Annotated in this window: 24 protein-coding genes and 2 tRNA genes; 18 read left to right on the forward strand and 8 right to left on the reverse strand. The window is 67.0% G+C overall.

From position 1 onward, the window contains the following. Positions 1-124 precede the first annotated feature (124 nt). Positions 125-760: a glutathione S-transferase N-terminal domain-containing protein gene (locus ABTV91_RS09065; RefSeq protein ID WP_433854162.1), complete on the forward strand. Its 636-nt coding sequence runs from the start codon at positions 125-127 to the stop codon at positions 758-760. Positions 761-837: 77 nt separating this feature from the next. Beyond that, positions 838-1,278, forward strand: coding sequence for a ClpXP protease specificity-enhancing factor (locus ABTV91_RS09070; RefSeq protein ID WP_433851136.1), 441 nt, complete (start codon positions 838-840; stop codon positions 1,276-1,278). 66 nt (positions 1,279-1,344) lie between these two features. Here the strand turns inward: ABTV91_RS09070 and ABTV91_RS09075 are convergent, their stop codons facing one another. The 4 genes from ABTV91_RS09075 to ABTV91_RS09090 form a co-directional block, all read right to left on the reverse strand. Further along, entirely contained in the window at positions 1,345-1,695 is a 351-nt protein-coding gene (locus tag ABTV91_RS09075) for a DUF3301 domain-containing protein (protein WP_433851137.1), read from the reverse strand. 85 nt (positions 1,696-1,780) lie between these two features. Beyond that, the gene (locus ABTV91_RS09080; RefSeq protein WP_433851138.1) at positions 1,781-2,716 is read right to left on the reverse strand and encodes a DUF2272 domain-containing protein; all 936 of its coding nucleotides are present in this window, start codon (positions 2,714-2,716) and stop codon (positions 1,781-1,783) included. A gap of 145 nt (positions 2,717-2,861) precedes the next feature. Further along, on the reverse strand, positions 2,862-3,734 hold the full coding sequence (gene nadC / locus ABTV91_RS09085; RefSeq protein ID WP_433851139.1) for a carboxylating nicotinate-nucleotide diphosphorylase: 873 nt from the start codon (positions 3,732-3,734) through the stop codon (positions 2,862-2,864). After that, positions 3,734-4,003 carry a Trm112 family protein gene (locus ABTV91_RS09090; RefSeq protein WP_433851140.1) on the reverse strand — a complete coding sequence of 90 codons (270 nt, stop codon included), beginning with the start codon at positions 4,001-4,003 and terminating at the stop codon, positions 3,734-3,736. The genes nadC and ABTV91_RS09090 overlap by 1 nt, the downstream gene beginning before the upstream one ends. Positions 4,004-4,062: 59 nt before the next feature. Here ABTV91_RS09090 and purE point away from each other — a divergent pair, with 59 nt between their 5' ends. From purE to ABTV91_RS09105, 3 genes are all read left to right on the forward strand, one after another. Then, positions 4,063-4,566 (forward strand): 5-(carboxyamino)imidazole ribonucleotide mutase, encoded by a 504-nt coding sequence (gene purE, locus ABTV91_RS09095; RefSeq protein ID WP_433851141.1) that lies wholly within the window; start codon positions 4,063-4,065, stop codon positions 4,564-4,566. Between the two features lie 67 nt (positions 4,567-4,633). Beyond that, the gene (locus ABTV91_RS09100) at positions 4,634-5,779 is read left to right on the forward strand and encodes a 5-(carboxyamino)imidazole ribonucleotide synthase (protein WP_433851142.1); all 1,146 of its coding nucleotides are present in this window, start codon (positions 4,634-4,636) and stop codon (positions 5,777-5,779) included. A 132-nt stretch (positions 5,780-5,911) separates the two neighbouring features. Continuing rightward, a complete protein-coding gene (locus tag ABTV91_RS09105; protein ID WP_433851143.1) occupies positions 5,912-6,247 on the forward strand; it encodes a carboxymuconolactone decarboxylase family protein in 336 nt (111 codons plus the stop codon). A 107-nt stretch (positions 6,248-6,354) separates the two neighbouring features. Here the strand turns inward: ABTV91_RS09105 and ABTV91_RS09110 are convergent, their stop codons facing one another. Then, complete coding sequence (locus ABTV91_RS09110; protein ID WP_433851144.1) at positions 6,355-6,930, reverse strand: superoxide dismutase; 576 nt, start codon at positions 6,928-6,930, stop codon at positions 6,355-6,357. 120 nt (positions 6,931-7,050) lie between these two features. On the opposite strand from ABTV91_RS09110, the gene grxD reads away from it, so the two are divergent. From grxD to ppnN, 5 genes are all read left to right on the forward strand, one after another. Further along, on the forward strand, positions 7,051-7,371 hold the full coding sequence (gene grxD / locus ABTV91_RS09115) for a Grx4 family monothiol glutaredoxin (protein WP_104938499.1): 321 nt from the start codon (positions 7,051-7,053) through the stop codon (positions 7,369-7,371). Then, positions 7,368-8,126 carry an SDR family NAD(P)-dependent oxidoreductase gene (locus ABTV91_RS09120; protein ID WP_433851145.1) on the forward strand — a complete coding sequence of 253 codons (759 nt, stop codon included), beginning with the start codon at positions 7,368-7,370 and terminating at the stop codon, positions 8,124-8,126. The genes grxD and ABTV91_RS09120 overlap by 4 nt, the downstream gene beginning before the upstream one ends. Then, on the forward strand, positions 8,123-8,716 hold the full coding sequence (locus ABTV91_RS09125) for a YhgN family NAAT transporter (protein WP_433851146.1): 594 nt from the start codon (positions 8,123-8,125) through the stop codon (positions 8,714-8,716). The genes ABTV91_RS09120 and ABTV91_RS09125 overlap by 4 nt, the downstream gene beginning before the upstream one ends. Positions 8,717-8,932: 216 nt before the next feature. Next, on the forward strand, positions 8,933-12,190 hold the full coding sequence (locus tag ABTV91_RS09130) for a TonB-dependent receptor (RefSeq protein WP_433851147.1): 3,258 nt from the start codon (positions 8,933-8,935) through the stop codon (positions 12,188-12,190). A gap of 114 nt (positions 12,191-12,304) precedes the next feature. Beyond that, a complete protein-coding gene (gene ppnN / locus ABTV91_RS09135) occupies positions 12,305-13,690 on the forward strand; it encodes a nucleotide 5'-monophosphate nucleosidase PpnN (RefSeq protein WP_433854163.1) in 1,386 nt (461 codons plus the stop codon). A 161-nt stretch (positions 13,691-13,851) separates the two neighbouring features. Here ppnN and ABTV91_RS09140 read toward each other — a convergent pair whose 3' ends face one another. Continuing rightward, the gene (locus ABTV91_RS09140; RefSeq protein ID WP_433851148.1) at positions 13,852-14,856 is read right to left on the reverse strand and encodes a sensor histidine kinase; all 1,005 of its coding nucleotides are present in this window, start codon (positions 14,854-14,856) and stop codon (positions 13,852-13,854) included. Positions 14,857-14,996: 140 nt separating this feature from the next. On the opposite strand from ABTV91_RS09140, the gene ABTV91_RS09145 reads away from it, so the two are divergent. From ABTV91_RS09145 to ABTV91_RS09170, 6 genes are read left to right on the forward strand one after another with little or no spacing between them, the layout of a single operon-like run. Further along, positions 14,997-15,530, forward strand: coding sequence for a GspH/FimT family pseudopilin (locus tag ABTV91_RS09145; protein ID WP_433851149.1), 534 nt, complete (start codon positions 14,997-14,999; stop codon positions 15,528-15,530). Next, the gene (locus ABTV91_RS09150; protein ID WP_433851150.1) at positions 15,527-16,015 is read left to right on the forward strand and encodes a type IV pilus modification PilV family protein; all 489 of its coding nucleotides are present in this window, start codon (positions 15,527-15,529) and stop codon (positions 16,013-16,015) included. Before ABTV91_RS09145 ends, ABTV91_RS09150 begins: the two co-directional genes overlap by 4 nt. Continuing rightward, positions 16,012-16,872, forward strand: coding sequence for a PilW family protein (locus ABTV91_RS09155; protein WP_433851151.1), 861 nt, complete (start codon positions 16,012-16,014; stop codon positions 16,870-16,872). The genes ABTV91_RS09150 and ABTV91_RS09155 overlap by 4 nt, the downstream gene beginning before the upstream one ends. Beyond that, positions 16,869-17,423: a pilus assembly PilX family protein gene (locus tag ABTV91_RS09160; protein ID WP_433851152.1), complete on the forward strand. Its 555-nt coding sequence runs from the start codon at positions 16,869-16,871 to the stop codon at positions 17,421-17,423. The genes ABTV91_RS09155 and ABTV91_RS09160 overlap by 4 nt, the downstream gene beginning before the upstream one ends. 2 nt (positions 17,424-17,425) lie before the next feature. Next, complete coding sequence (locus ABTV91_RS09165; RefSeq protein ID WP_433851153.1) at positions 17,426-21,133, forward strand: pilus assembly protein; 3,708 nt, start codon at positions 17,426-17,428, stop codon at positions 21,131-21,133. Between the two features lie 4 nt (positions 21,134-21,137). After that, a complete protein-coding gene (locus tag ABTV91_RS09170) occupies positions 21,138-21,542 on the forward strand; it encodes a type IV pilin protein (protein ID WP_433851154.1) in 405 nt (134 codons plus the stop codon). 198 nt (positions 21,543-21,740) lie between these two features. Here ABTV91_RS09170 and ABTV91_RS09175 read toward each other — a convergent pair. Then, positions 21,741-21,817, reverse strand: a tRNA-Asn gene (locus ABTV91_RS09175). A gap of 87 nt (positions 21,818-21,904) precedes the next feature. Further along, entirely contained in the window at positions 21,905-22,414 is a 510-nt protein-coding gene (locus ABTV91_RS09180; RefSeq protein WP_433851155.1) for a GspH/FimT family pseudopilin, read from the reverse strand. A 215-nt stretch (positions 22,415-22,629) separates the two neighbouring features. Between ABTV91_RS09180 and uvrB the strand changes: the two genes are divergently transcribed. Both uvrB and ABTV91_RS09190 read left to right on the forward strand, forming a co-directional pair. Further along, positions 22,630-24,645, forward strand: a complete 2,016-nt coding sequence (gene uvrB, locus ABTV91_RS09185) for an excinuclease ABC subunit UvrB (RefSeq protein WP_433851156.1) — start codon at positions 22,630-22,632, stop codon at positions 24,643-24,645. A 146-nt stretch (positions 24,646-24,791) separates the two neighbouring features. Then, positions 24,792-24,866: transfer RNA gene (locus tag ABTV91_RS09190), tRNA-Val, on the forward strand. Positions 24,867-25,329 lie beyond the last annotated feature (463 nt).

The following is a 25,329-nucleotide window of genomic DNA, read 5'->3' on the forward strand; positions in this document are numbered from 1 at the left end:
CGGGACGCCGGCTGGCACTTGGCATCGGCGCCGGCTGACTGCACACTCAGGGAAGGTGGCGACCGCGGGCGCTGGGTCCGCGGAGCCGTAAGGCCGGGTGGACCCGGCCCTTGGAGAGCCCTTGATGGCGGCGAGTGTGCGCATGCGAAATACCCTGACGTTGTTCTCGGCCAATGACGATGTCCTGTGCCACAGGGTGCGGCTGGTGCTGGCCGCCAAGGGCGTCACCTACGATCTGGTGCCGGTCGACCCGCAGAACCCGCCGGAAGACCTGATCGACCTCAATCCCTACCACTCGGTGCCGACCCTGGTAGAGCGCGAGCTGGTGCTCTACGCCGCGTCCGTGGTCAGCGAGTACCTGGACGAGCGCTACCCGCATCCGCCGCTGATGCCGGTGGACCCGCTGTCGCGGGCGCGCCTGCGCCTGGCGATGCTGCGCATCGAACACGACTGGGTGCCGCAGGTGCAGGCCATCCAGCTGGGCAACAAGACCCAGGCCGAAGCGGCGCGCAAGCGCCTGAAGGAGCTGGTGGCGCAGTCGGTGCCGCTGTTCAAGGCGTCCAAGTTCTTCCTCAACCCGGAAATGAGCCTGGCCGACTGCGCGATGGCGCCGATCATCTGGCGCCTGGATGCGCTGGGCATCCCGCTGCCCAAGGACGGCAAGGCCATCGAGGACTACGGCAACCGCATCTTCCGCAACCCGGGTTTCATCCGCAGCCTCACCGACCAGGAAAAGAAGCTGCGCGACCTGCCGGCCTGAGCGACCGGCTGTATGCTGACTTATCGATCGCCGCCTGCGGGCGGCGATCGCGCATCGATGCCGCGTACACTTGCCCCATGAGTGAAGAATCTTTCCGCATGAGCAGCCATCGCCCCTACCTGCTGCGGGCGCTGGTGGAGTGGATCAACGACAACGGCATGACCCCGCACATCATGGTCGACGCCGGCGTGCCGGGCGTGCAGGTGCCGGCCAGCGCCGTCAAGGACGAACGGGTCGTGCTCAACATCGCCGAGCGGGCGGTGATGCGCCTGCACATCGACAACGAGGCGGTGAGTTTCACCGCACGTTTTTCCGGTGTCAGTTTTCCGGTGAACGTGCCGATCGCCGCGGTGCTGGCGGTGTATGCGCGCGAGACCGGCCAGGGCATGGCGTTGCCCGACGACATCCCGGGCACGGACGGCCCGGAGCCGCATGACGACGATACGCCGCCGCCCAGCGCGCCACCGGAGCCGCCGCAGCCTTCGGGCAAGCGTCCGTTCCTCAGGGTAGTGAAGTAACCCGTACCGCCGACGCAAGGCGGCGGTTTTCGTTCCGCAGAGCGCGCCCAACCGCAGGTGGCGCCGTCAGATGTCTTCGGCTTCGTCGCTGCGCGGCTGCAGCATGCTGACCCGCGCGGTGGCGGGGCCGACGAACGAAACCAGCTGTTTCCCGCGCAGCACCATGCGTCCGCTGTGGCGTTCGACGCCGTCGTAGGAATAGTCGAAATGGAAGGTGCGCTCGAAGCCGAGCCAGCCGCTGGGCAGCCGGCGCAGGCGCAGGCCGATCGCGTGCACACTCTGGTCCAGCCACTGCACGTCGGCGGCCTGGCAGGCATTGCGGCCCAGTTCGGTGGCACGTTCGGCCGCGGCGCGGGACGCATCCCAGAACGCATAGCCGATGGCGCCGAGGATCATCAGGATCAGCAGGGTAGGCATGACGCCACTTTAGGGGCGCGCGCGCGAAAGCGGAACCACTCAGCGCCTGAGGGGGCGATGGCGCGCGATCCGCACGGCGCCGTGGCTATTGCTGCCCGGGTTGCTGCGCGGCCGATGCCGGCGGCGCTGGCGGCTCGACCAGCTTCAGCAGCGCCGCCCAGTCCTGCCGGTTGAAATCGCATTCTTCCTCGCGGCCGGGCGAGCATGCCGTATCCACGGGCGAGGTTTGTCGCGTCGCATCGACAGGAGCTGGAGCGACCAGGCGCCCGCTGCGGTCCAGCGCCAGCTTGCGCATCACCACGGCGTTGGCGACGTTGCCGCCGACCAGGTACAGCGTCCGGTCGCCGCCGACATTGGCCGCCACGACCACTTCGCAATGCGATTTCCAGCGATCCGCACCGCCCGCCGCGAGCGCCTTCACCAGGCCGTCGTGGTTCAGCGCGGTGCTGCGGTCGCGCAGGAAGCAGAGCAGGTCGCCGGGGGCCGGTTTGTCCTGCGCGGGATCGACCAGCCGATAGGGTGTGGCGGCATTGCCGCCCCGGTAGGCGGCACGGATGTAGTCGATGTGGCGCGGCGAACGGACGAAGCCCGGCACGCCGGCGCGGAGCATGACCCAGGACACGAACGCAGCCGACCACGGGTTGTCTATCAGGAAGGCGCGGCAATCGTTGTCGGTGATGCGTTCGCCGGGTATGGCCAGACAGCTCTGCGCGCCGGGCAGGGCGGCCATCGGCGACAGTGTGCCGCTCTCGCGCCAGTAGCCGGCCACGCGTTGCCAGGCGACCACGCCGTCGTCGGCCAGGCTGCCGCTCTCGGCCTCGGTGACGGCGAGGCTGGCGATGCGGCCTTCGCGGTCGATGAAGGGGCGATACCACAGGCGATGCTCGCCGCAGGCGGCGCGGACGATGGCCTTGGCGGTTTCGCCCACGCCGTAACGTGGCGGAACGTCGCAGGCCTCCACGGCCGCGGCGGAAAAGGCGGGCAGCGACAGGGTGCAGCAGAACAGGAATCGTTGAACCACGGCGGGCTCCCCTCGGGCATGGAGCGAGCCTCGCAGAAATGGCCGTTCCTGTGTCGTGAAATCACGGACAGGCCAGGGCTGCGTCCCGAAGGCGATGTTCGATCGGCGTGCGTGCCTGCGGCATGGCCCGATCCGTGGGCAGGGCTCAGCGCGGCGGCAGGCCCAGCTTCAGGGACAGGTCGATGGCCTGCACGTGCTTGGTCAGCCCGCCAATGGAAATGCAGTCCACGCCGTCCTCGGCGATCGCGCGCAGTCCGTCCAGGCCCACGCTGCCGGAGACTTCCAGCGGAATGCGTTTTCCTGGCGCCTGCAGGGCGGCGATGCGCACCGCGTCGCGGCGCATGGCCGGAGTGAAGTCGTCGATCAGGATGCGGTCGCAACCGGCGGCCAGCGCTTCTTCCAGCTGCGCCAGGTCCTCGACCTCGACCACCAGCGGCAGGTAGGGTTGCTGCGTACGGGCGGCCCGCACCGCGGCGGTGAGCGAGCCGGCGGCGCGGATGTGGTTCTCCTTCAGCATCACCATGTCGAACAGGCCGATGCGATGGTTGTCGCCGCCGCCGCAGCGCACCGCGTACTTCTGCGCCAGGCGCAGGCCGGGCAGGGTCTTGCGGGTGTCGAGGATGCGCGCGCCGGTGTCGGCCACGGCCGCGACATGGCGCGCGGTGGTGGTGGCGGTGGCCGACAGCGTCTGCATGAAGTTCAGCGAGGTGCGCTCGGCGCTGACCAGCGCGCGGCTGCGGCCCTGCAGGGTGGCCAGCACGGTGCCAGCGGCGACGTGCTCGCCCTCCCGTACCCGCCAGTCGATCCGGACCTGCGGGTCGAGCGCGCGATGGGTGGCGTCGAACCACGGCCGGCCGGCGATCACCGCGTCCTGCTTGCACAGCAGGTAGGCGCTGTCGGCGGTATCGGGCAGCAGCGCGGCGGTGACGTCGCCGCTGCCGATGTCCTCGGCCAGGGCGCGGGCGACGTCGGCGTCGATCTGCTCCTGCGGCGGAGCGGCCGGCGGCTGCGGCAGCATCACTTGCCCGGGAAACCGTCGATCTGCGCGGTGGCGATGGCCTCCTCGGCCAGCAGCACCGGAATGCCGTCCTCGACGCGGAACACCTGCCTGCGGTCGCGGGTGACCAGCGCCTCGCGCAGCGCTTCGGACTGCGCGCTGCCGTCGGCGCGGACGACGCCGCCGGTGGCGATGGCGCGGTTCAGCGCCTCCAGCCCGGCGCTGTCCAGCAGGGCCAGCGGCTGGCGGGTGTCGGGCGAAACGAGCAGGTCGAGCAGTTTGCGGTCCATCGGGTCGTGGTCTTGCGTGGAAGACGGCTAGAATACGTCTTTGCAGCAGGTGACGGCCAATGACCCCCAATTCCTCCGCGCCGCTTGTCGGCATCGTGATGGGTTCCCGTTCCGACTGGGAAACCATGCAGCATGCGGCCCAGAAGCTCGACGCGCTGGGCGTTCCGTATGAAGTGAAGGTGGTTTCGGCGCACCGCACGCCGGACGTGCTGTTCACCTACGCCGAGGAGGCCGGCCCGCGCGGGCTGCGCGCGATCATCGCCGGTGCCGGCGGCGCCGCCCACCTGCCGGGCATGATCGCGGCCAAGACCGCGGTGCCGGTGCTGGGCGTGCCGGTGCAGTCCAAGGCGCTCAACGGCATGGATTCGCTGCTGTCCATCGTGCAGATGCCGGCGGGGATTCCGGTGGCCACCTTCGCCATCGGCAATGCCGGCGCGTCGAACGCGGCGCTGTTCGCCGCGGCGATGCTGGCGCCGGCGCAACCGGCCATCGGCCAGGCGCTGGACGCGTTCCGCGCGCGCCAGACCGCCGACGTGATGGCCGCCGACGACCCGCGCCAATGACCACGGCCGGCATTGCCGCGCGGGTTCGCATCGGCAGGCCGCACGAATTTCCGGAGCAGTTCCGCGCATGACGACGATAGGGATTCTGGGGGGCGGGCAGCTGGCCCGCATGATGGTGCTGGCCGGCGCGCCGCTGGGCCTGCGTTTCGTGGTGTTCGACCCGGCCGCCGACGCCTGCGCCGGGCAACTGGCGCCGCTGCAGGTGGGGGCGTTCGACGACACTGCCGCGCTGGCCGAATTCGCCGCGAAGGTGGATGTGGTCACCTTCGACTTCGAGAACGTGCCGGCCGCCAGCGCGCGCTGGCTGGCCGAGCGCAGGCCGGTGTTCCCGAACCCCGCCGCGCTGGCGGTGGCGCAGGACCGGCTCAGCGAGAAGACGCTGTTCCAGGAGCTGGGCATCCCGCTGCCGCCGTTCGCCGATATCCGCAGCCGCGAGGAACTGGCGGCGAAGGCGGTCGAGTTCGGCATGCCCTGCATCCTCAAGACGCGCCGGCTCGGCTACGACGGCAAGGGCCAGTTCCGCCTCCGCGGCGCGGCCGACATCGACGCCGCCTGGCAGGCGCTGGGCGCGCAGGTCGGGACGACCGGGCTGATCCTGGAAGGCTTCATCGCTTTCGACCGTGAGGTGAGCGTGGTGGCCGTGCGCGGCCGCGATGGCGAGTTCCGCGCCTGGCCGCTGACCGGCAACTGGCATGTCGACGGCGTGCTGTCGGCGAGCCTGGCCCCTGCGGTCGCGAGCGCGGCGCAGCACGAGGCGGCGATCGGTTACGCGCGCCGCGTGGCCGAGCGGCTGGACTACGTGGGCGTGTTCGCGCTGGAACTGTTCTGCCGCGGCGACGAACTGCTGGCCAACGAGATGGCGCCGCGCGTGCACAATTCCGGCCACTGGACCAGCGACGGCGCCGAGACCTCGCAGTTCGAGAATCATCTGCGCGCGGTACTCGGCCTGCCGCTGGGCGATACGCGCGTGCTGGGCCATGCCTGCATGCTCAACTGGCTCGGCCGGATGCCCGATGCGCATGCCGTGCTGGCCGAACCTGCCGGCCACTGGCACGACTACGGCAAGCAGCCGCGCGAAGGACGCAAGGTGGGCCACGCCAACCTGCGCGACGACGACGCCGAAACCCTGGCCGCCGCGCTGGAACGGGTGGGGCAGGCGCTGGGCCGGCAGGCGCAGGTCGAACCGGTGGCGCGCGCGCTGCGCGGCAGCTGACCGGCCTTTCCGCGGGCGCTGCCGGCCGTGGTCCCGCACGCGCCGGTTCGACAACGCAGCGATGCGTCCATGCGCGCTGCGGCGCGACGGACGCGGTGGTAGCGTGGAGCTCCTTTCACCGGAGTCGCCGCCATGCTGGACTGGAACGAATACCGTCGCGAACTGAAGGGCCGGATCGGCGAACTCGGCCGGCTTTCGCCCGATACGCTCAAGGGCTACCTGACCCTGAGCGGCGCCGGCGCGCAGACCGCGCACCTGGACGGCAAGACCCGCGAGCTGATCGCGTTGGCGGTGGCGGTGACCACCCGCTGCGACGGCTGCATCACCACCCACGTGGACGCGGCGCTGAAGCAGGGCGCCAGCCGCGAGGAGATTGCCGAGGCGCTGGGCGTGGCGGTGGCGCTCAACGCCGGCGCGGCGCTGGTGTACTCGGCGCGGGTGCTGGACGCGGTGGCCGCCCACGGCTGAACCCGGCGATGCGTGACCGCTCGGCGGTGGATTGGGGTCGGGTCATTCCGCGCCTGGCCTTTCCCGGCCTGGCGCCGGTGGCCGATGTCGCTGGTTCCGGACGGCGCTCAGCGCAGCTGGGCGCCGACGAAATCCCAGTTCACCAGCTTCCAGAACGACTGCAGGTAACGCACGCGGTCGTTCTGGAAGTCCGTGTAGTAAGCGTGCTCCCACAGGTCGCAGGCCAGCAGCGGCGTGCTGTCGCCGGTGAGTGGCGTATTCGCGTTGCGGGTGGTGACGATGGCCAGGCGGCCATCGGGGTGCTGCACCAGCCATGCCCAGCCGGAGCCGAACAGCGCCATCGCGGCGCGGTTGAATTCCTCGCGCAGCTTCTGGGTGTCGCCGAACTGTCGGGCGATGCGTTCGGCCAGCGCGCCGTGCGGCTCGCCGCCGGCCCGCGGATGCAGGCACTGCCAGTAGAAGGCGTGGTTCCATGCCTGCGCGGCGGCTTCGAACAGGCTTCCCTGGCTGCCGCGGACGATGTCCTCCAGCGGCAGCCCGTCCAGCTCGGTGCCGGCGATGCGTGCATTCAGTGCGTCGACGTCGGCGCGGTGGTGGCCGTGATGCAGGTCCAGTGCCGCCGCCGTGAAGTGCGGTTGCAGGGCGTCGCGGGGGTAGGGCGGGTCGGGCAGTTCGACGGGCATGGTCCGTTTCTTTCGGTCGAGGGCGCCGGGAGCCGGCCGGCTCGGCTTACAATCGGCAGCCACGGAGGAAGAGTCTATCCGACCGGACGGACCTTCTTCCGCCGCAGCAGGGAGAATTCAATGGCGGTGATGGAGCAAATCCAGGCGGAGGTGGAGCAGCATCCCCTCGTCCTGTTCATGAAGGGGACGCCGCAATACCCGATGTGCGGGTTCTCCAGCCGCGCCGTGCAGGCGCTGCTGGCCGCGGGGGCGGTCAACCTGCGCACCGTCAACGTGCTCGAGTTGCCGGAAGTGCGCGCCAACCTGCCGCGCTATTCCAACTGGCCGACGTTCCCGCAGTTCTTCATGCACGGCGAACTGATCGGCGGCTGCGACATCATCCTCGAACTGCTGGAGTCCGGCGAACTCAAGCGCATCGTCGCCGAAGCGGGGCAGGCGTGAGCGCGCAGCCGACGAACGTGGCGGGCAATGCCGCTGGAGAAGGCGTGCTGGCGGAGCGGGTGGTGCTGGTGACCGGCGCGGCCGGTGGCCTGGGCGCGGCCGCGACGCGGGCCTGTGCGGCCGCCGGCGCCACGGTGGTGCTGCTCGGGCGCAAGGTCGCCAAGCTCAACCGCGTCTACGACAGCGCCGCGCCGCTCGGCCCCGAGCCGCTGCTGTATCCGCTGGACATGGAAGGCGCTTCGCCGGACGACTACGCCGAACTGGCCGCCCGCCTGGAGTCGGAGGTCGGCCGGCTGGATGGCCTGCTGCACTGCGCGGCCGACTTCGCCGGGCTGACGCCGTTCGCCCTGGGCGATCCGGCCGCCTTCGCCCGCGCCATCCACGTGAACCTCACCGCCCGCGCCTGGCTCACCCAGGCCTGCCTGCCGCTGCTGCGCCAGCGCGAGGACGCGGCCGTGGTGTTCGCGCTCGACGACCCGCAGCGGGTCGGGCAGGCCTACTGGGGCGGCTATGGCGTGGCCCAGTACGGCCTGCGCGGGCTGCTGGACACGCTGCACCACGAACTGCGCAGCGGCCCGGTACGGGTCAGCGGGTTGCAGCCGCGGCCGATGCGTACGCCCCTGCGCGCGCGCGCATTCACCCATGAAACCGACTTCGCGCCGGTCGATCCCGCGGCCTGCGCCGATGCCTGCGTGCAGCTGCTGGCCACCGAGGGAGCGTCCTGGCGCGGCAAGGTGATGGAACTGCACGGGTGACCGTTCTTTCCGCCGCGCTGCTGCTGTTCCTGATCCTGGATCCGCTGGGCAACATCCCGGTGTTCCTCAGCCTGCTCAAGCCGCTGGCGCCACGGCGCCAGCGCGTGGTGCTGGTGCGTGAGCTGCTGATCGCGCTGGCGGTGCTGATGGCTTTCCTGTGGGGCGGCAAGTACGCGCTGGAGCTGATGCACCTGCGCCAGGAATCGGTCTCCATCGCCGGCGGCATCGTGCTATTCCTGATCGGCATCCGCATGATCTTCCCGCGGCCGGAAGGGCTGATGGGCGCGGTGCCGGACGGCGAGCCGTTCATCGTGCCGATGGCCATCCCGCTGGTGGCCGGTCCGTCGGGGATGGCGGCGGTCATGCTGATGGGCAGCAACGAGCCCGACCGGCTCGGTGAATGGAGCCTGGCGCTGCTGCTGGCCTGGGGGGCGACGGCGGCGATCCTGATGTCGGCCACGCTGCTCTACAAGCTGCTCGGCGCCCGTGCGTTGACGGCGCTGGAGCGCCTGATGGGCATGCTGCTTGTCGCGATTTCCGTGCAAATGTTGCTGGACGGTGTCGCCGTCTACCTAGCGTCGATTCCGTAAGTCGTTGATTCGATTGTTCTGGTTTTGCTGCACTGCAAGATCGCTGTCTTGCTGCGGTCATATTCGGTGCTTACCGTGTTAACCTTATCTTAACCGTTGCGTATGTAACCGCCGCGGAAGGTACCCCCAGATTCAAGCCGATCAGGCGCCCGGTGGCCCCGGGGCTGATGGATCGCGTTTTTTCCCAATCGCCAACTCGTATCGAGGCTACCCAGAATGAACCACCCTCGCATCCGGATGTCCAAGCTTGCCCTTGGTCTCGTCGCCGCTCTCGCGGCCGCGCCGGCTTTCGCACAGAGCACCTCCGCCGGCGTCGGCGGCCTGGTCACCAACAACGGCGGTTCGCCGGTGGCCGGTGCCGAAGTCACCATCACCCATGTCGAGTCGGGCACGGTCAGCCGCGCCACCACCGACGCGTCCGGTCGCTACAACGCGCGCGGTCTGCGCGTGGGCGGTCCGTACACGATCACCGTGACCAAGCCGGGTGAAGGCACCAAGACCGAAGAGGGTGTGTATCTCAACCTGAACCAGGTGAACACCGTCAACGCCGCGCTTGCCGGCGACGTGACGACCCTGCAGGGCGTGGAAGTGGTGGCCGCGATGGTCGGTTCCGACCTGTTCAGCGCCAACAAGATGGGCACCGGTTCGAACGTCACCCGCGAGCAGATGGACGCGCTGCCGTCGGCCAACCGCAACATCCAGGACTACATCCGCCTGGATCCGCGCATCTCGCAGGTCAGCAAGGCTGACGGCGCGATCTCTGCCGGTGGCCAGAACACCCGCTACAACGCCATCCGCATCGACGGCATCGGCGCCGGCGATCCGTTCGGCCTGGAGTCCAACAACCTGCCGACCGAGCGTCAGCCGGTGTCGATGGACGCCATCCAGGAAATCAACATCGACCTGGCCAACTACGACACCACCATCTACGGTGGCACCGGCGCGGTGATCAACGCCGTGACCAAGTCGGGTACCAACGAGTTCCACGGCACGGTCTATGGCTCGTACCGCAACAAGGACGACATGGTCCGCCGCCGCCTCGATGCCGACAAGGGCGACTTCAACGGGTTCGAGGACGAGAAGACCTACGGCCTGACCTTCGGCGGCCCGATCGTCAAGGACAAGCTGTTCTTCTTCGCCAACTACGAGAAGTACGAGCGTTCGGCGCCGGGCGTTGCGCTGAGCGACACGCTGTACGGCAAGGGCAGCATCACTGATGCCGACATCAAGAAGGTCCAGGATTTCATGTCCGCCAAGGGCTATGACATCGGCGGACTGTCGGCTCCGGACAACAAGACCGAGATCGAGGAATACGCGGTCAAGCTGGACTGGAACATCAACGAGAACCACCGTGCCGCCCTGCGCTACAACAAGATGGAGCAGAGCGTCATGCGTTTCCCGGGCATGTCCTCCAGCGCCGTTTCGCTGAGCAGCCACTGGTATGCGCAGCCCAAGACCTATGAAACCTGGATGGGCGAGCTGTTCTCCGACTGGAGCGACAATTTCTCCACCGAGTTCAAGGTCTCGCACAAGGACTACAACGCCTCGCGCGTGCCCTCGGTCAACATGCCGCAGGTCCGCATCAACGGCTTCGGCTCCAGCACCTCGGGCCTGCTGTTCGGCACCGAGCAGAACACGCACGTCAACATCGTTGAATCGAAGGAGCTGAGTGCCTTCGGTGCCGCGAACTGGTACGTGGGCGACCATACCGTCAAGTTCGGCTTCGATTATTCGAAGAACGATCTGATGAACTTCTACGGCCGCAACCTGAATGGCGTTTACGTCTTCAGCAACCTGGAAGATTTCCTCAACGGCAAGGTGAACCAGTATCAGCTGCGCGCTCCGCGTCCGAATGGCGGCAGCTACAGCGACATCCCGGCCGAGTTCACGCTGAAGAATGCGGGTCTGTTCCTGCAGGATACCTGGGCGATCAACTACAACCTGAGCCTGATGTACGGCGTGCGCATCGACATGCCGGACTTCAGCAACCAGCGCCTGTACAACCCGCGCATCGAGCAGCTGTACGGCTACGACAACACCGTGCTGCCTGACCGCAAGCTGGTGCAGCCGCGCGTGGGCTTCAACTACACCTTCGACTCGGATCGCCCGACCCAGCTGCGCGGTGGCGTAGGCCTGTTCGGCGGCGCTGCCCCGAACGTGTGGCTGGCCGGCGCTTATCAGAACACCGGCCTGAACTACGTCGAATACGACCTCAAGGGTGGCCAGGCCCCGGCGTTCGATCTTGATCTGCCGCCGTCGACCGACGGCCTGACCCCGGGTTCGGCCCGTCAGAACGTGGACATCATCGAGCCGGGCACGCGCCTGCCCTCGGTGTGGAAGGCGAACCTGGCGTTCGATCACGAACTGCCGTGGTACGGCATCACCGCGTCGGCCGAACTGCTGGTCACCAAGGTCAAGGACGCGCTGTACTTCGAGCGTCTGGACGTGATGGCCCCGACGTTCACCGGCACCCAGGACGATCGTGACAACTACTGGAATGCCGCAGGCCGCGACCCGAAGAATGCCGGCAAGTACGGCATGGAAATTGGCAAGATCAAGGGCAGCAACTGCACCCCCGCCCAGGTCAGCGCCGGCCTGTGCCCGGATGTGAAGGGCAACCGCCCGAGCGACATCGGCGATGTGATGCTGCTCCGCAATACCGACAAGGGCCGCAGCACCCAGGCGACTTTCGCGCTGAGCAAGCCGATGGGTGAGCATTGGGGCTGGTCGCTGGGTTATACCTATACCGCCGCCAAGGAAGTCAGCCCGCTGACCAGCTCGCAGAACACTTCGAACTGGAACAACACGCTGATCTATCAGGCCAATGAGAACGTAGCCTACGACTCGCGCTATGCGATCAAGGACCGCGTGACCGGTACCGTGGAGTGGAAGCACGCCTTCTTCGGCGATTACTCCACCCGCGTCGGCCTGTTCTACGAAGGCCGCACCGGTCGTCCGTACAGCTACATCTTCTACAACGACGCGAACGGCGACGGCGCTGCGACCAACGATCTGTTCTATGTGCCGAAGGGCTATGGCGACGTGCTGTGGACCGGTGGTGCGGACATGGAGAAGGCGTTCTTCGACTGGCTGGAGAAGACCCCGGAACTGGCGGGTTATGCGGGCCAGGTCGTGCCGGCCAACTCGCACCGCGCCAAGTGGGTCAACAGCTTCGATGTGCGCCTGAGCCAGGAACTGCCGGGCTTCTTCAAGGGCCACAAGACCGAGCTGGCGCTGGACATCATGAATGTCGGCAACCTGCTCAACAAGAAGTGGGGCCTGATCGACGATTACGGCTTCTATGCGACCCGTCGCATCGCCAACTATGCGGGCATCGATCCGGCTACCGGCAAGTACGTTTACAACTTCACCGGTTCCACGGACAACTCGCAGATCCAGGAAAACAACAACGACAAGGGCAACACCGCCGTGTCGCGCTGGTCGATGATGCTGAGCCTGAAGTACAAGTTCTGATGCCCTGACGGATCAGTGCTGGACAAGGAAACGGCCGGGGCAACCCGGCCGTTTTCCTTTTCATGGGGGCAGCGCTACATTCGACCAACTGTGAAGACGGAACCGACGATGGAAATGACGAAAGAAGCGGTGGCGCGGGCGCTGCCGGTGCAGGACGCGCGGATCTACCCGCGCGGTGGCCTTGACGTGTTGTCGCGGGCGGAGGTGGCGCGCCTGCGCGACGCGTCCAGCGGCGGCATGCACGAACTGCTGCGGCGTTGCGCGCTGGCCGTGCTCACCAGTGGCAGCGCCTCGGACGATCCGCGCGCCGCGCGCGACCTGTACCCCGATTTCGACATCCAGGTCGCCCAGCAGGACCGTGGCGTCCGCATCGACCTGAGCAACGCGCCGGCGATGGCCTTCGTCGATGGCGAGATCATCCGCGGCATCGCCGAGCTGCTGTTCTCCGTGGTGCGCGACCTGGCCTACATGGCCATCGAACTGGGGCCGGAGTACGCCTCCGACCTGGAGACACCGGAAGGCATCACCAACGCCGTGTTCGGCGTGCTGCGCAACGCCCGCATCCTGCAGCCGAGCGAACCGAACCTGGTGGTGTGCTGGGGCGGCCATTCGATTTCCCGCGACGAATACCTGTACACCAAGCAGGTCGGCTACGAGCTGGGGCTGCGCGGCCTGGACATCTGCACCGGCTGCGGGCCGGGCGCGATGAAGGGGCCGATGAAGGGCGCGACCATCGCTCACGCCAAGCAACGCCGGACCAATACGCGTTACATCGGCATCACCGAGCCGGGCATCATCGCGGCCGAGTCGCCGAATCCGATCGTGAACCACCTGGTGATCATGCCGGACATCGAGAAGCGCCTGGAGGCGTTCGTGCGCATGGGCCACGGCATCATCGTGTTCCCGGGCGGCGTCGGTACCGCCGAGGAGATCCTGTACCTGCTGGGCATTCTTCTGCGCGAGGAGAACAAGGCGCTGCCGTTCCCGCTGATCCTCAGCGGCCCGACCGTCGCCGCGCCGTACTTCGAGCAGATCGACCAGTTCATCCGCATGACCCTGGGCGAGGAGGCGGCCGGCCGGTACGAGATCATCATCGGCGATCCCGTCGCCGTGGCCCGCCGCATGGCGCAGGGCATCAAGCGCGTGCGCGAGTACCGGCTGGCGCACAAGGATTCGTTCTTCTTCAACTGGTCGGTGGAAATCCCGAGCGAGTACCAGCAGCCGTTCGTGCCGACGCACGAGGCGATGGCCGCGCTGGACCTGCATCACGGGCGCTCCGCGCCGGAACTGGCCGCCGACCTGCGGCGTGCGTTCTCGGGCATCGTCGCCGGCAACGTCAAGGAGGACAGCATGCAGCGCATCGAGCAGTTCGGGCCGTTCGTGATCCACGGTGACCCGGACATGATGCAGGCGCTGGATGCGCTGCTGCGCGCCTTCGTCGAACAGCGGCGCATGAAGATTTCCGGCGAATACCATCCCTGCTATCGGGTCGTGACCTGAGCCGGCAGCGCTCCGGGGCCTGACATCGGATGCCGCCCTCCGGGGCGGCATTCTGCTTCTGCCTGCCTTGGCGCCGTCGCGGGGCACAGCGCCGTTGGATGCGGGGCCTTGGATCAGTATTCCGCGAAGGTGGGCGCTGCCTGCCACGCAGCGTCCGGCAGTCACGGCGCAGGTACGACCAGCGTTGCCAGGTAGCGGCCGTCGACTTCCCCGTTCTCGACATCCCCGCCCATCGCCTGGACACGCGCGCGCAGCGCCTGCAGACCCACGTGATGCCCCCGGTGGGCGGTGGCGGGCGTCGGAGGCAGGTCGTTGCTGACCGTTATGCGTATGCCTCCGCCCTCGGGCTGGATGGCGATCCGCAGCGTGCAGGTGCCCGGCGAGGGTTCCACCCCGTGATGGATGGCGTTCTCGACCAGCGGCTGGATCGACAGGATCGGTACTTCCAGATCGGGCAGCGTTTCCGGCACCGCCCATTCCACCTGCATGCGCGCGCCGAAGCGCAGTTGCTCGATGCCTGCGTAGCGGCGGGCGAGCTCCAGTTCCTCCCGTAGTGGAATCCGGCGCGATCCGGTGAGTGCGGCACGGAACAGGTCCGCCAGGTCCAGCAGCAGTTCCTCGGCCTTTTCCGGCTGCTGGTGCACCAGCGCGGCGCCGGTGTTGAGCGTATTGAACAGGAAGTGGGGATGGATGCGCGCCTGCAGTGCGTCCAGTTCGGCCTGCTTGGCGCGCAGGACCAGTTGCCGTGCGCGCCAGTGGTTCTGGAAGGCGAGCAGCACCAGCAGGCCGGCCACAAGGGCCAGGGCCAAGGCGCGCAGCACGAAGATGGCGCCCGCCTGCCCGCCTGGCGCGTGGCGGAAGCTCACCAGCTTCCAGGAAACCAGGGCGACCAGCAGGGTCATGACCAGCAGCATGCCGAGGCACGCCCATGCCAGTGTCTGCGGCGGCAGGCGGCCCAGGGCGGGGCGCAGCGCGTGGGCCACCGCCAGCGTGCCGAGCGTCGCCCACTGGATTCCGAGCGACAACAGGCCGAACAGCACCAGGCGGTCGTCCATCGGCGCCGGCGACAAGGCGAGCAGCGCGGCCAGCGCCTCGCCGGCCAGGACCACGGCGATCAGGGTTGTCGGGCTGAACAGGATGTCGATCGGGCGGTTGGGGTGGGGCACGGGGCCGTCCTGGACGAGGAGCTGCTGATCATAGCCACGGCGGGCTACCGCTGGCTCCGGTGATCGGCCCGCCCGTCGCCTTTGTGTGGAAAGGGCCGGGTGATCCTGCGTAATGTCCGACCGGGAAGCATGGGGGTGTTATGTCGCGACGCGATGCTGGAATTCCGCGGCCATCGAAAGGGGCGGGGTTCACCTTGATCGAACTGATGGTGACGGTGGCGGTGCTGGCGATCATCGCCACGATCGCCGTGCCCGCCATGCAGGGGCTGATCGCCGCCAACCGCCTCAGCGCGGCCTCGACCGAACTGGTCACCGCGCTGCAGCTCGCGCGTTCGGAAGCGATCCGCCGAAACGCGCCGGTCACGGTCTGCGCCAGCGACGATGGAACGAACTGCGAGAACTCGACCGACTGGGGACGCTGGATCGTGACCGGCACGGACAACGCCACCGGCAACGCCGAAGTCATCCGCGATTCGAGCGTGACCGGCGACATGCAGGTAGCCGGCCCGGCGGCGGGCATCCGCTTCCGTCCAACCGGCCTGCTCGATGCGCAGGCCGCCGTGACGTTGTGCCTGCCGGTCAGCAACCCGCCCAGCAACCAGCGCGTCGTCACCATGATGGTGGGGGGCGGGGTCGCCACCAGCAAGCAGAGTGGAGATGGAGCATGTTCATGAACAATCGCACCCGATGCGTCGTGGGTGGTCGGCGCCGGAGCGGCGCGTGCCGTTCGGGACGAAGGCAGCATGGCGTCAGCCTGCTGGAAGTCATGATTTCCGTGCTGATCCTAGGCATCGGCCTGCTGGGCATCGCGGCCATGCAGGCGCTCGCGCTGCGCGGCGGCCAAGGGTCGCTGGAAAGCAGCCAGGCGGTCATGCAGACCACGTCCATCGTCGAGGCCATGCGCGCCAACCGTGTGAACGCCGCCAGCTATGCGATGAACATGACCTGCACCGCGGGCTCGGGCGGGAGCCTGGCGCAGAACGACCTGGCGGCCTGGATCAACGCGTTGAAGAGCACGATGGGCACGACGAACGACACCAGCACCTGCGGCCGGATCGAGGCGCTGGGCAATGGCCGTTACCGGGTCACCGTGCAATGGGATGACCAGCGCGCCGGCGGCAGCAGCACCCGCCAGGTCGCCACCGAGGTGCGCATATGAAAGGACAACGCCATTTCCAGGGGCCGCGTCGCATGGGCGGCTTCAGCCTGATCGAACTGATGATCGCGCTGGTGCTGGGCCTGCTGGTGCTGGGCGCGGCCTTCGTCGTGTTCCAGTCGAACCAGAACTCCTACCGCGCCAATGAAGGCCTGAACCGCATCCAGGAAAGCGCGCGTGTCGCCTTCGAACTGATGTCGCAGGACATCCGTTCGGCGGGTGGTTCGGCCTGTTCCACCGCTTCGGTGGTGGAGACGACGGGCACCCAGTCCAATGCGTTCCGCGATGCGCCCATCAGCGGCAATGCCAGCCAGTTGACGGTGGTGTCCGGCGAAGATGCCGCTTTCAGGATCACGGCTTCGAGCGCTACGTCCATCACCCTGGATTCGTCGCAGATCTCGGACGCGACCGAGCGGTTCGAAGTTGGCGACTGGCTGCTGCTGTGCAATGTGCGCAAGAGCTTCGTGGTGCAGGCGACGAGCGTGACCTCCAGCTCGATCGGATTCGCGGCGTTGCCCGGCGGTTACAACCCGGGTGCGGATCCACATGCGCCGCCTTCCTCCTTGATGGTGGGCCGGTTGCGCAGCGCGCGCTGGTATGTCGCCGACAACGACCGTGGCGGCAGCTCCCTTTTTGTCTCGCGCTTCGGCGGTGCGGGCGAGGAGGTCACCGACGGTGTCCAGTCCATCGCCTTCTCCTATCTGCAGCAGGGAGGCTCCAGTTACACGTCTTCTCCCGGTGACTGGTCGACCGTCATCGGCGTACGCGCCGCCTTGGTACTCACTGGACAGGACGTGGACGGCAAGGCGCTGACCCGCAACTCCTCCAATGTCTTCAGCCTGCGGAGTCGTACGCTATGAGCCCTGCCGTCGACGTCCGTCGCCATATCCGCCTGGCGGCCGGTGGCAGGCAGGCGGGCATCACCCTGCTGGTGGTGTTGATCCTGCTGCTGATCCTTTCGGTGCTGGGGATCGTGATCCTGCGCAGTTCCGCCATGCAGGAGCGCATGAGTGCCAACATGCGCGACCGCAGCCTTGCGTTCCAGGGCGCGGAGACGGCGCTTCGTTACGCCCAGGAGGTGGTGCTGGCCGGTAATTCGACCTGGGAAAGCGGGACCGTGCCGGTGGCCGAAAACTGCACCAACTCCAGCATCTGCCCGACAGGGGCGACAGCGGTCTGGGCCAGCCTGCCCACTGGCACCTACGACACGCGCCTGGGCGCAGCGCCGCAGTACTGGATCGAGTACCTGGGTATCGGTCCTGGTTACAAGGGCAGCTGCGACAGCCTGCCGCCCTCGCCGGACTGCGAAAGCCCGCTCTTCCGTATCACCGCGCGCAGCCGTTCCGAAGGACGCGCCGATGTCGTGCTCCAGGCCAACGTGGCCAGCCGCACCCCAACGCCGGGACAATGATCATGAAACGCAAGCATCCACAACACGAAATGTCCGCGCGGCCGTCGCGCCAGTGGTGGGCAGGCCCGGCCGCGTTTCTTGTCAGCATGCTGGCATTGCCGGTCAATGCGGGCATCGTGATCCCGGACGATCCGCTGACCACCTCGGCGCGCGTGGCGCCGAACATCCTGTTCATCCTCGACGACTCGGGCTCCATGGCCTGGCGCAACATGAACAACCAGGATGTCAGCGAGATCACCGGTCCGGACGGATTCAGCAGCCGGCCCGATGCCAATGGCGTGTCGTCGGGCACCGGTATCAGCAGCGAAACCACCGGCAATACCCGCATGTACATGCAGAGCTACGCCACCAACTCGCTTTATTACAATCCTGCGGTGACATACCAGCCGTGGATGGGGGCCGATGGCAATCGACTGACGGGGGGCACCGATTTCACCGCGGTCTACAGCAGCGACCTGTATGTGACCCACTCGGGGGCGGGCACAAGTGGTGGTTCGAAGGATCTGTCGGCCAACACCCAGACCTTCTACGTTCCGAAGAACGTGGCGAACACCAGTGCCGCCTATCTTTCCAACGTCTCCAACTATTATCGCTACCAGATCCTGCCGGGGAACGCGGGCATCCAGCGCGGCGTCTATGGCGCGGTCGTCGTATCCAGCCGACAGACGGTGCAGATCGATGGCAGCAATATCGATACGGGCAGCCTTGAAAACAACACGGCTGTCGACAACAGGCTGGCTTCCGTGTCGGCCGGCTCCGGCCTTGTGATCACCATCGAAAACACGTCCTCTTCGTCCAGAAACCGGGACATGGATTATCAGGTGAACAGCCCGTCGGGTACCCGGGTATGTTCCGGGACGGTATCCCGTGGACGCTCGGTGGATTGCTCGGTGCCGGTCGCAGAGGCGGGCCAGTACACGGTCAGGGTGCAGCGGGCAACCAACAACTCCACGAGCTACAGTCTTTCGGCGGTACGCTACACCACCAACAGCTGCGACGCCGACACGAGCGGCTATGGCTGGATCGACTGTACGTCGGCTCTGCCCGCTTCCCGCACCGATGTCGCGAACACCGTGGAGGCGGAGAAGGCCAACTTCGCGGCCTGGTATTCCTACCATCGCACGCGCACCAAGGCCGCCAAGGCGGGTGCCGCTGAGGCATTCAGCCCCTTGAACAGCAAGGTGCGCGTCGGGTTCCGTACCATCTGGGGGCGCAACGGCTTCGACATTCCGGTCGGCGACGGCAACGACGGGCGCTTCGTCAACAACGTGGCCGATTCCTCCGTGCCTGGCAGTACCAGCACCACTTCGCGGTCGACCTGGTACAACCGCCTGTTCGCGGCCGGCGCCAATGGCGGTACGCCGTTGCAGAGCGCGCTGAACGATGCCGGCCAGTACTTCAGCAGTGCCAGCGCCAGTGGGCCTTACGGCCCTGAAGATGGCAACAACCAGCTTTCCTGCCGTCAGAACTTCGCGATCCTCACCACCGACGGCTACTGGAACAGTTCCACCGTCGACAGCGGGAACGCCGACGGTACGAGCGGATCCACCATCAAGGGGCCGAAAGGCAAGACCTATACCTATGCCGCGGCGGCGCCGTACAGCGACAGCTATTCCAAGACGCTGGCCGACGTGGCCATGAAGTACTGGAAGACGGATCTTCGCACCGAAGATTACATGGGCAATGCGACCAAGCCGGACAACAACAATGTGCCCTCCACGGATGCCGATCCGGCGTTCTGGCAGCACATGGTCACCTTTGGCATCTCGATCGGCCTGAAGACCACCATGGGCTGGTCGAGCGTCGAGGGCGTGCCCGCCAATCCTGCCTGGCCCGACCCCGATACCGCGAATCCCGGTACGGACAACGCGCGGCGTATCGACGACCTGCTGCATGCCGCGGTCAATGGCCATGGCCAGTTCGTGGCTGCTTCCAGTCCTTCCGAATTCACGGCGGGCCTGGGCAAGGCGCTGGCGGCCATCGCGCAGCGTACGGGTTCGTTCTCCAACGTGGCCACCAACTCCGCCTCCCTCAATACCGGCTCCAAGGTGTTCAGTGCCAGCTATGTGTCCGGGGTCTGGACGGGCGAGGTGCGGGGCCGGGCGGTAACCCGCGACGGCGTCGGCGATGGCTGGACGTCCAGCATCCCGGCGTTCGCCGACCGCAGGGTGTTCACCTATGGCAGCACGTTCCCGACCAGCGCCCAGCAGACGGCGTTGACGCGTACCGGCGGACCTGCGGACTACGCGGTGACGGGCGAGGCCAACGCCAACTACATCAAGGGCGACAGCAGCAACGAGGAGCGCAACCGTGGCCTGCTGCGCAATCGTTCCCTGACCGTGCTGGGCGACATCGTCGGCTCCTCTCCCTACTACGTGAAGGAGACCGACACCCTGTATGTGGGTGCGAACGACGGCATGCTGCATGCGTTCGACGGCAGCGGCGGCCAGGAGCTTTTCGCCTATGTGCCGGGCATCATCAACTTCACCCAGCTCGGGACGCTGAGCCGCGGCGACTATGCGCACAAGTTCTTCGTCGATGGTCCGGTCGTCGTGACCAACCGGGCGTTGACGCCCAACAGGAACATCCTCGTGGGCACCCTGGGCAGGGGCGGCAAGGGCATGTACGCGCTGGACGTGACGGCTCCGGCGGACGCTACCGCGACGAGCGTCTCGCTGTGGGAGCGTGCGGAAACCACCGAAGGCAACATGGGGCAGGTGCTGGGCAGGCCGATCCTGGCGAAGGTGCAGGGCAGTAGCAGTGCCGCCGTCGTCTTCGGTAACGGCGTCAACAGCAGCCATGATCGTGCGGTACTCGTCGTGCTCAATGCCGAGACCGGCGCCGTCATCCGCGAGATCGATACCGGCGCCGGCTCCGCCGATGCGCCGAATGGCCTTTCCGCGGCGACCGGCATCTACGGGGCCGATGGCAGGACGCTGGCATACGTCTACGCCGGCGACCTGCTGGGCAACGTGTGGAAGTTCGACCTGACCAATACCTCGGCAGCGGCCTGGACCGCCACCAAGTTGTTCACCGCCCAGGATGAAGACGGCAACGCCCAGCCGATCAGCGCGGGCGTGACGGTGGCGACGAACCCCTGGAACAACAAGCGCTGGGTGTTCTTCGGCACCGGCCGCTACCTCACCGTGGATGACGCCGATTCCAGCAATGTAGCCGTGCAGAGCATGTACGGCTTCATGGATGAGGGCTCGGCGGTCGAGCGTTCCGACCTGACCCAGCGCAGTGTCGAAGTGACGTCGGCGACGCAGGATGGTTATCCGGTGCGTGCCTTCGAAGAAAAGGCCAAGCTGCCGTCCGATTCCAAGGGCTGGTACATCGACCTGCCCGACACCGGTGAGCGCATCGTGCAGGATGCACAGGTGGTTTCCAGCTATCTGCTTACTGCGAGCATGATTCCGACCGGCAACGCCTGCGAAGCGGACGGGCGTGGCTACATCAACGCCCTGGATGCTTTCACCGGCACCAGCGCCAGTACGTCCTATTTCGATCTGGACAGGAACTCGAGTACGAACGACACGGTCAATGACCTGCCGATCGGCTCGGTGGACGCCGGGGTGGGCATGCCCACGCTGCCGAACCTGATGCGCGGCGTCATGCTGGTTGCCGGCAGCAATGGTGAAATCGTAGCCGTGCCGACCATCCCGCCGCGCTGGGAGCGGGTATCCTGGCGCGACCTGAGGGGGGACTGAGAACGTGAAGAACGCAAGAAACGCCCGGCAATCCGGCTTCAGCCTGATCGAGTTGATGGTGGTGGTGGCGATACTGGCGATACTGGCCAGCATCGCCTTGCCCAGTTACAACAACCACGTGCGCAAGGCGCGCCGGGCGGCCGGCGCGGCGTGCGTGGCTGCGGTCGCCCAGCGCCTGGAGCGGGTATATACGACCGACCTGAGTTACGCCGCGGCGCCGAACATCGCCACGCTGAGCGCCTCCTGCGACAGCGATGCGCTCCGTTATTACACGATGAACACGAATGTCGCTGCGCGGACGTATACGGTTTCCGCCGCGCCAAAGGGGGCGCAATCCGGCGATTCCTGCGGCACCTTGAGCATCAATCAGCTGGGTGTGAAGTCCCCGAGCACCGGAGGATGCTGGTAGTGCCTCGGGGCGGGGCACGACACGCGGATATCGTTTGCCGACAGGGATGGTCGGCATCATCCTGGTAGATGCCAGCACCACGGAATGAAACCCCTGGTCGTTCGCTCCAGTAGGAATCTCCAAGCGGCAACGAAATGCCGGAACCATGGAATCCGCGCAAAAAAGAAAAGCCTGCGATCGCTCGCAGGCTTTCAATTCTGGCGCCCGAAGTTGGACTCGAACCAACGACCCCCTGATTAACAGTCAAGTGCTCTAACCGGCTGAGCTATTCGGGCGGGGAGGCGCATTCTACGCAGCGTGGCCATGGCGCGCAAGCCCCTGCCGGACGCCTGTCGCGTCGCAGGCAGCTGCCTGAACCGGCCTCAATACGGGCATGCTGTCGGCTTCTTCGGGCGCGCGCTGCGGGCGCGTCCGGCATTGTTCACGACCACCGACCCGAGCAGCTCGCCTCTCGCGTTGCAGATCGAGATGGTCAGGTTGCTGCCGGCGCTGCGCCCATCGGACAGATAACGGACCTGTCGCCGCCCCGTCGAGCTGACCAGCCGCAGGTGGCGGGTGACGGGCGCGATATCCGCGCGCACGATGTCGTCCGGTCCATCGGGCCGGCGATTGCCGTCGCGGTCGAGGAACAGTACCCAGCCGGCGCTCCAATCGGTTCCCGAGGTGCAGGAGGCGCCATCGGCGGAGGGGCAGAGAGCGGCGGTGCTGCGCCTGCTCACCGCCGTCAGGCGGGTGAGCGCCAGGTTGTTGAGCAGGGTGTGGGCAGTGGCATCGGTCCGCAGGCGTTCGATCAGGCCATTCAACGCGGGCGTGGCGACACCGGCGAGGATGACCAGTACGCAGACGCAGACCAGCATTTCCACCAGGCTCATGCCGCGGGTGTGCGGGCGCAGTCGCGCCGCGGGGAGGCAAGGCATCCGTGCCATCGGGGTTTCCTGTGCGAAGGTCGCGTGGGGTTGCAGGCATCCTTGCGTACCGGAGCGGTGGCCGGAATCAGCCCGGAAGCCGCCCGGATATGGGAAGCGTCCTCAGCCGGCCGTCATCCGGGCGGTGGCTATACTTGCCGGTCCATACCGCGCGCGCTCCCATGTCCGACCGATTCCAGCTCGTATCGCCCTACTCGCCGGCAGGCGACCAGCCGGCCGCCATCGAGAAGCTCGTCGCCAATTTCGAGGCGGGCATCGCCAAGCAGACGCTGCTGGGCGTGACCGGTTCGGGCAAGACCTACACCATCGCCAACGTGGTGCAGCAGATCCAACGGCCGACGCTGGTGATGGCGCCGAACAAGACGCTGGCGGCGCAGCTGTACGGCGAGTTCAAGTCGTTCTTCCCGCACAACGCGGTGGAGTATTTCGTCAGCTATTACGACTACTACCAGCCCGAGGCCTACGTGCCGGCGTCGGACACCTTCATCGAGAAGGACAGCTCGATCAACGAGCACATCGAGCAGATGCGGCTTGCAGCGACCAAGACGCTGTTGTCGCGACCGGATGCCATCGTGGTCGCCACGGTCTCGGCGATCTACGGCCTCGGCGCGCCCGAGGACTACCTGTCGCTGCGCCTGATCCTGTCCAAGGGCGAGCGCATCGACCAGCGCGACCTGATCAACCACCTGACCCAGCTGCAGTACACGCGCAACGAGTACGAACTGCAGCGCGGCACTTTCCGCGTGCGCGGCGAGGTGATCGACGTGTTTCCCGCCGAACTGGACGGCGAGGCGGTGCGCATCGAGCTGTTCGATGGCGAGGTCGAGCAGCTGAGCATGTTCGACCCGCTCACCGGCGAGAGCCTGCGCAGGATGCAGCGCTATACCATCTACCCGAAGACCCACTACGCCACCACGCGCGAACGGGTGCTGGCGGCGATCGAGACGATCAAGGCCGAGTTGAAGGAGCGGCTGGAACTGCTGTACGCGCAGAACAAGCTGGTCGAGGCGCAGCGGCTGGCGCAGCGCACCCAGTTCGACCTGGAGATGATGGCCGAGGTCGGCTACTGCAACGGCATCGAAAACTACTCACGGCACCTGACCGGCAAGGCCGCCGGCGAACCGCCGCCGACCCTGTTCGACTACCTGCCGCCGGACGCGCTGCTGGTGATCGACGAATCGCACGTGACCATTCCGCAGATCGGCGCGATGTACAAGGGCGACCGCTCGCGCAAGGAGACGCTGGTGGAGTTCGGCTTCCGCCTGCCGTCGGCGCTGGACAACCGCCCGCTGCGCTTCGAGGAATGGGAGGCGCGCTCGCCGCGCAGCATCTATGTATCGGCCACGCCCGGTCCCTACGAACTGCGCGAATCCGGCGAGGAGATCACCGAGCTGGTGGTGCGCCCGACCGGCCTGGTCGACCCGCAGGTCGAGATCCGCCCGGTGGGCACCCAGGTCGACGACCTGATGTCCGAGTGCCACGAGCGGATCAAGATGGGCGACCGCGTGCTGGTCACCACGCTGACCAAGCGCATGGCCGAGAACCTCACCGAATACCTGGGCGAGCACGGCATCCGCGTGCGCTACCTGCATTCGGACGTGGATACGGTCGAGCGCGTGGAGATCATCCGCGACCTGCGCCTGGGCAAGTTCGACGTGCTGGTGGGCATCAACCTGCTGCGCGAGGGCCTGGACATGCCCGAGGTCTCGCTGGTGGCGATCCTCGACGCGGACAAGGAGGGCTTCCTGCGTTCGACCGGCTCGCTGATCCAGACCATCGGCCGCGCCGCCCGCAACCTGCGCGGCAAGGCGATCCTCTACGCCGACAAAATCACCCGTTCGATGCAGGCCGCCATCGACGAGACCGACCGCCGCCGCCAGAAGCAGGTCGAGTACAACGAAGCGCATGGCATCGTGCCCAAGTCGGTGGCGCGGCCGATCACCGACGTCCTCGAGGGCGCGCACGAGGAGGGAGCGGCCAAGTCCGGCGGCAAGGGCAAGGCCCGCCGCGTGGCGGAGCCCGAGGCCGATTACAAGGCGCTCGATCCGGCCCAGGCCGCCGCCCGCATCAAGGCGCTGGAGCAGCAGATGTACCAGCACGCCCGCGACCTGGAGTTCGAGGATGCGGCGCGGGTGCGCGACCAGATCCGCCGCCTGAAGGAGGCGAGCCTCGGCTGATGCGGCGGGGCTTGCCGGTACGTGTCGTCCAGGAAAAGAGGGGCGGAGGGGGCGTTGTGAAAATTTTTACAGAAACCTGTTGCTCTCCCCCTGATCGCTGGACTAAGATACGCGCCCTCGCAACGAGCAATTGATTGCGACGCGAAGGGCGGTTAGCTCAGCGGTAGAGCACTACCTTGACATGGTAGGGGTCACAGGTTCGAACCCTGTACCGCCCACCACTCCGGTGAGGAGTGGGTCAATGGCCCGGCAGATGCCGGGTTTTTTGTGGCCGCGCTCCAGGGCGGCAACCCTTCGAGCCAGTTGGCCGATGTAAAAACCGCTCCCGGCTGTTTTTGTGACCGTCATCCAGGGCGGATGGCATGCCGGCCGGCAATCGCGAAGGCCGTTCCCGATGATGCTCCGGCCGATGGCCGCGACGCTTGAGCGTTGGCGGGATATCCGCGCGGGATGGAGGCGAAACGTCCGCGATTGGTTTACCATCGTGCCCGACCTCCTTCCGGAAAAGGTGGCCCGCGGAAACGCCGGCCGAGCGTGCGACATGAGCACTACCCACTCCTGACGCCAGATCACGCCACGGCCCTGCAGCAGGCGCCTTCGTGGCGCTTTTTTATTGCCCCCGTTCCCGGCAGCGTGCCCTCGCATCGCGCGCTCCGCGGCCCGCCACGACCGGCGGGCCATGAC

Origin of the sequence: Stenotrophomonas nitritireducens, from assembly GCF_050984405.1 — a bacterium.
Classification (GTDB): Bacteria; Pseudomonadota; Gammaproteobacteria; order Xanthomonadales; family Xanthomonadaceae; genus Stenotrophomonas; species Stenotrophomonas nitritireducens_B.

Excerpts from the sequence above, each read along its gene's own strand:
- grxD (WP_104938499.1), top strand. The coding sequence starts at position 7,051 with ATGGCGGTGATGGAGCAAATCCAGGCGGAGGTGGAGCAGCATCCCCTC.
- ABTV91_RS09165 (WP_433851153.1), top strand. The coding sequence starts at position 17,426 with ATGAAACGCAAGCATCCACAACACGAAATGTCCGCGCGGCCGTCGCGC.
- ppnN (WP_433854163.1), top strand. The coding sequence starts at position 12,305 with ATGACGAAAGAAGCGGTGGCGCGGGCGCTGCCGGTGCAGGACGCGCGG.
- ABTV91_RS09180 (WP_433851155.1), bottom strand. The coding sequence starts at position 22,414 with ATGAGCCTGGTGGAAATGCTGGTCTGCGTCTGCGTACTGGTCATCCTC.
- ABTV91_RS09110 (WP_433851144.1), bottom strand. The coding sequence starts at position 6,930 with ATGCCCGTCGAACTGCCCGACCCGCCCTACCCCCGCGACGCCCTGCAA.
- ABTV91_RS09100 (WP_433851142.1), top strand. The coding sequence starts at position 4,634 with ATGACGACGATAGGGATTCTGGGGGGCGGGCAGCTGGCCCGCATGATG.
- ABTV91_RS09070 (WP_433851136.1), top strand. The coding sequence starts at position 838 with ATGAGTGAAGAATCTTTCCGCATGAGCAGCCATCGCCCCTACCTGCTG.
- uvrB (WP_433851156.1), top strand. The coding sequence starts at position 22,630 with ATGTCCGACCGATTCCAGCTCGTATCGCCCTACTCGCCGGCAGGCGAC.
- ABTV91_RS09145 (WP_433851149.1), top strand. The coding sequence starts at position 14,997 with ATGTCGCGACGCGATGCTGGAATTCCGCGGCCATCGAAAGGGGCGGGG.
- ABTV91_RS09150 (WP_433851150.1), top strand. The coding sequence starts at position 15,527 with ATGAACAATCGCACCCGATGCGTCGTGGGTGGTCGGCGCCGGAGCGGC.
- nadC (WP_433851139.1), bottom strand. The coding sequence starts at position 3,734 with ATGCTGCCGCAGCCGCCGGCCGCTCCGCCGCAGGAGCAGATCGACGCC.
- ABTV91_RS09090 (WP_433851140.1), bottom strand. The coding sequence starts at position 4,003 with ATGGACCGCAAACTGCTCGACCTGCTCGTTTCGCCCGACACCCGCCAG.
- ABTV91_RS09105 (WP_433851143.1), top strand. The coding sequence starts at position 5,912 with ATGCTGGACTGGAACGAATACCGTCGCGAACTGAAGGGCCGGATCGGC.
- ABTV91_RS09075 (WP_433851137.1), bottom strand. The coding sequence starts at position 1,695 with ATGCCTACCCTGCTGATCCTGATGATCCTCGGCGCCATCGGCTATGCG.
- ABTV91_RS09130 (WP_433851147.1), top strand. The coding sequence starts at position 8,933 with ATGAACCACCCTCGCATCCGGATGTCCAAGCTTGCCCTTGGTCTCGTC.
- purE (WP_433851141.1), top strand. The coding sequence starts at position 4,063 with ATGACCCCCAATTCCTCCGCGCCGCTTGTCGGCATCGTGATGGGTTCC.
- ABTV91_RS09065 (WP_433854162.1), top strand. The coding sequence starts at position 125 with ATGGCGGCGAGTGTGCGCATGCGAAATACCCTGACGTTGTTCTCGGCC.
- ABTV91_RS09160 (WP_433851152.1), top strand. The coding sequence starts at position 16,869 with ATGAGCCCTGCCGTCGACGTCCGTCGCCATATCCGCCTGGCGGCCGGT.
- ABTV91_RS09155 (WP_433851151.1), top strand. The coding sequence starts at position 16,012 with ATGAAAGGACAACGCCATTTCCAGGGGCCGCGTCGCATGGGCGGCTTC.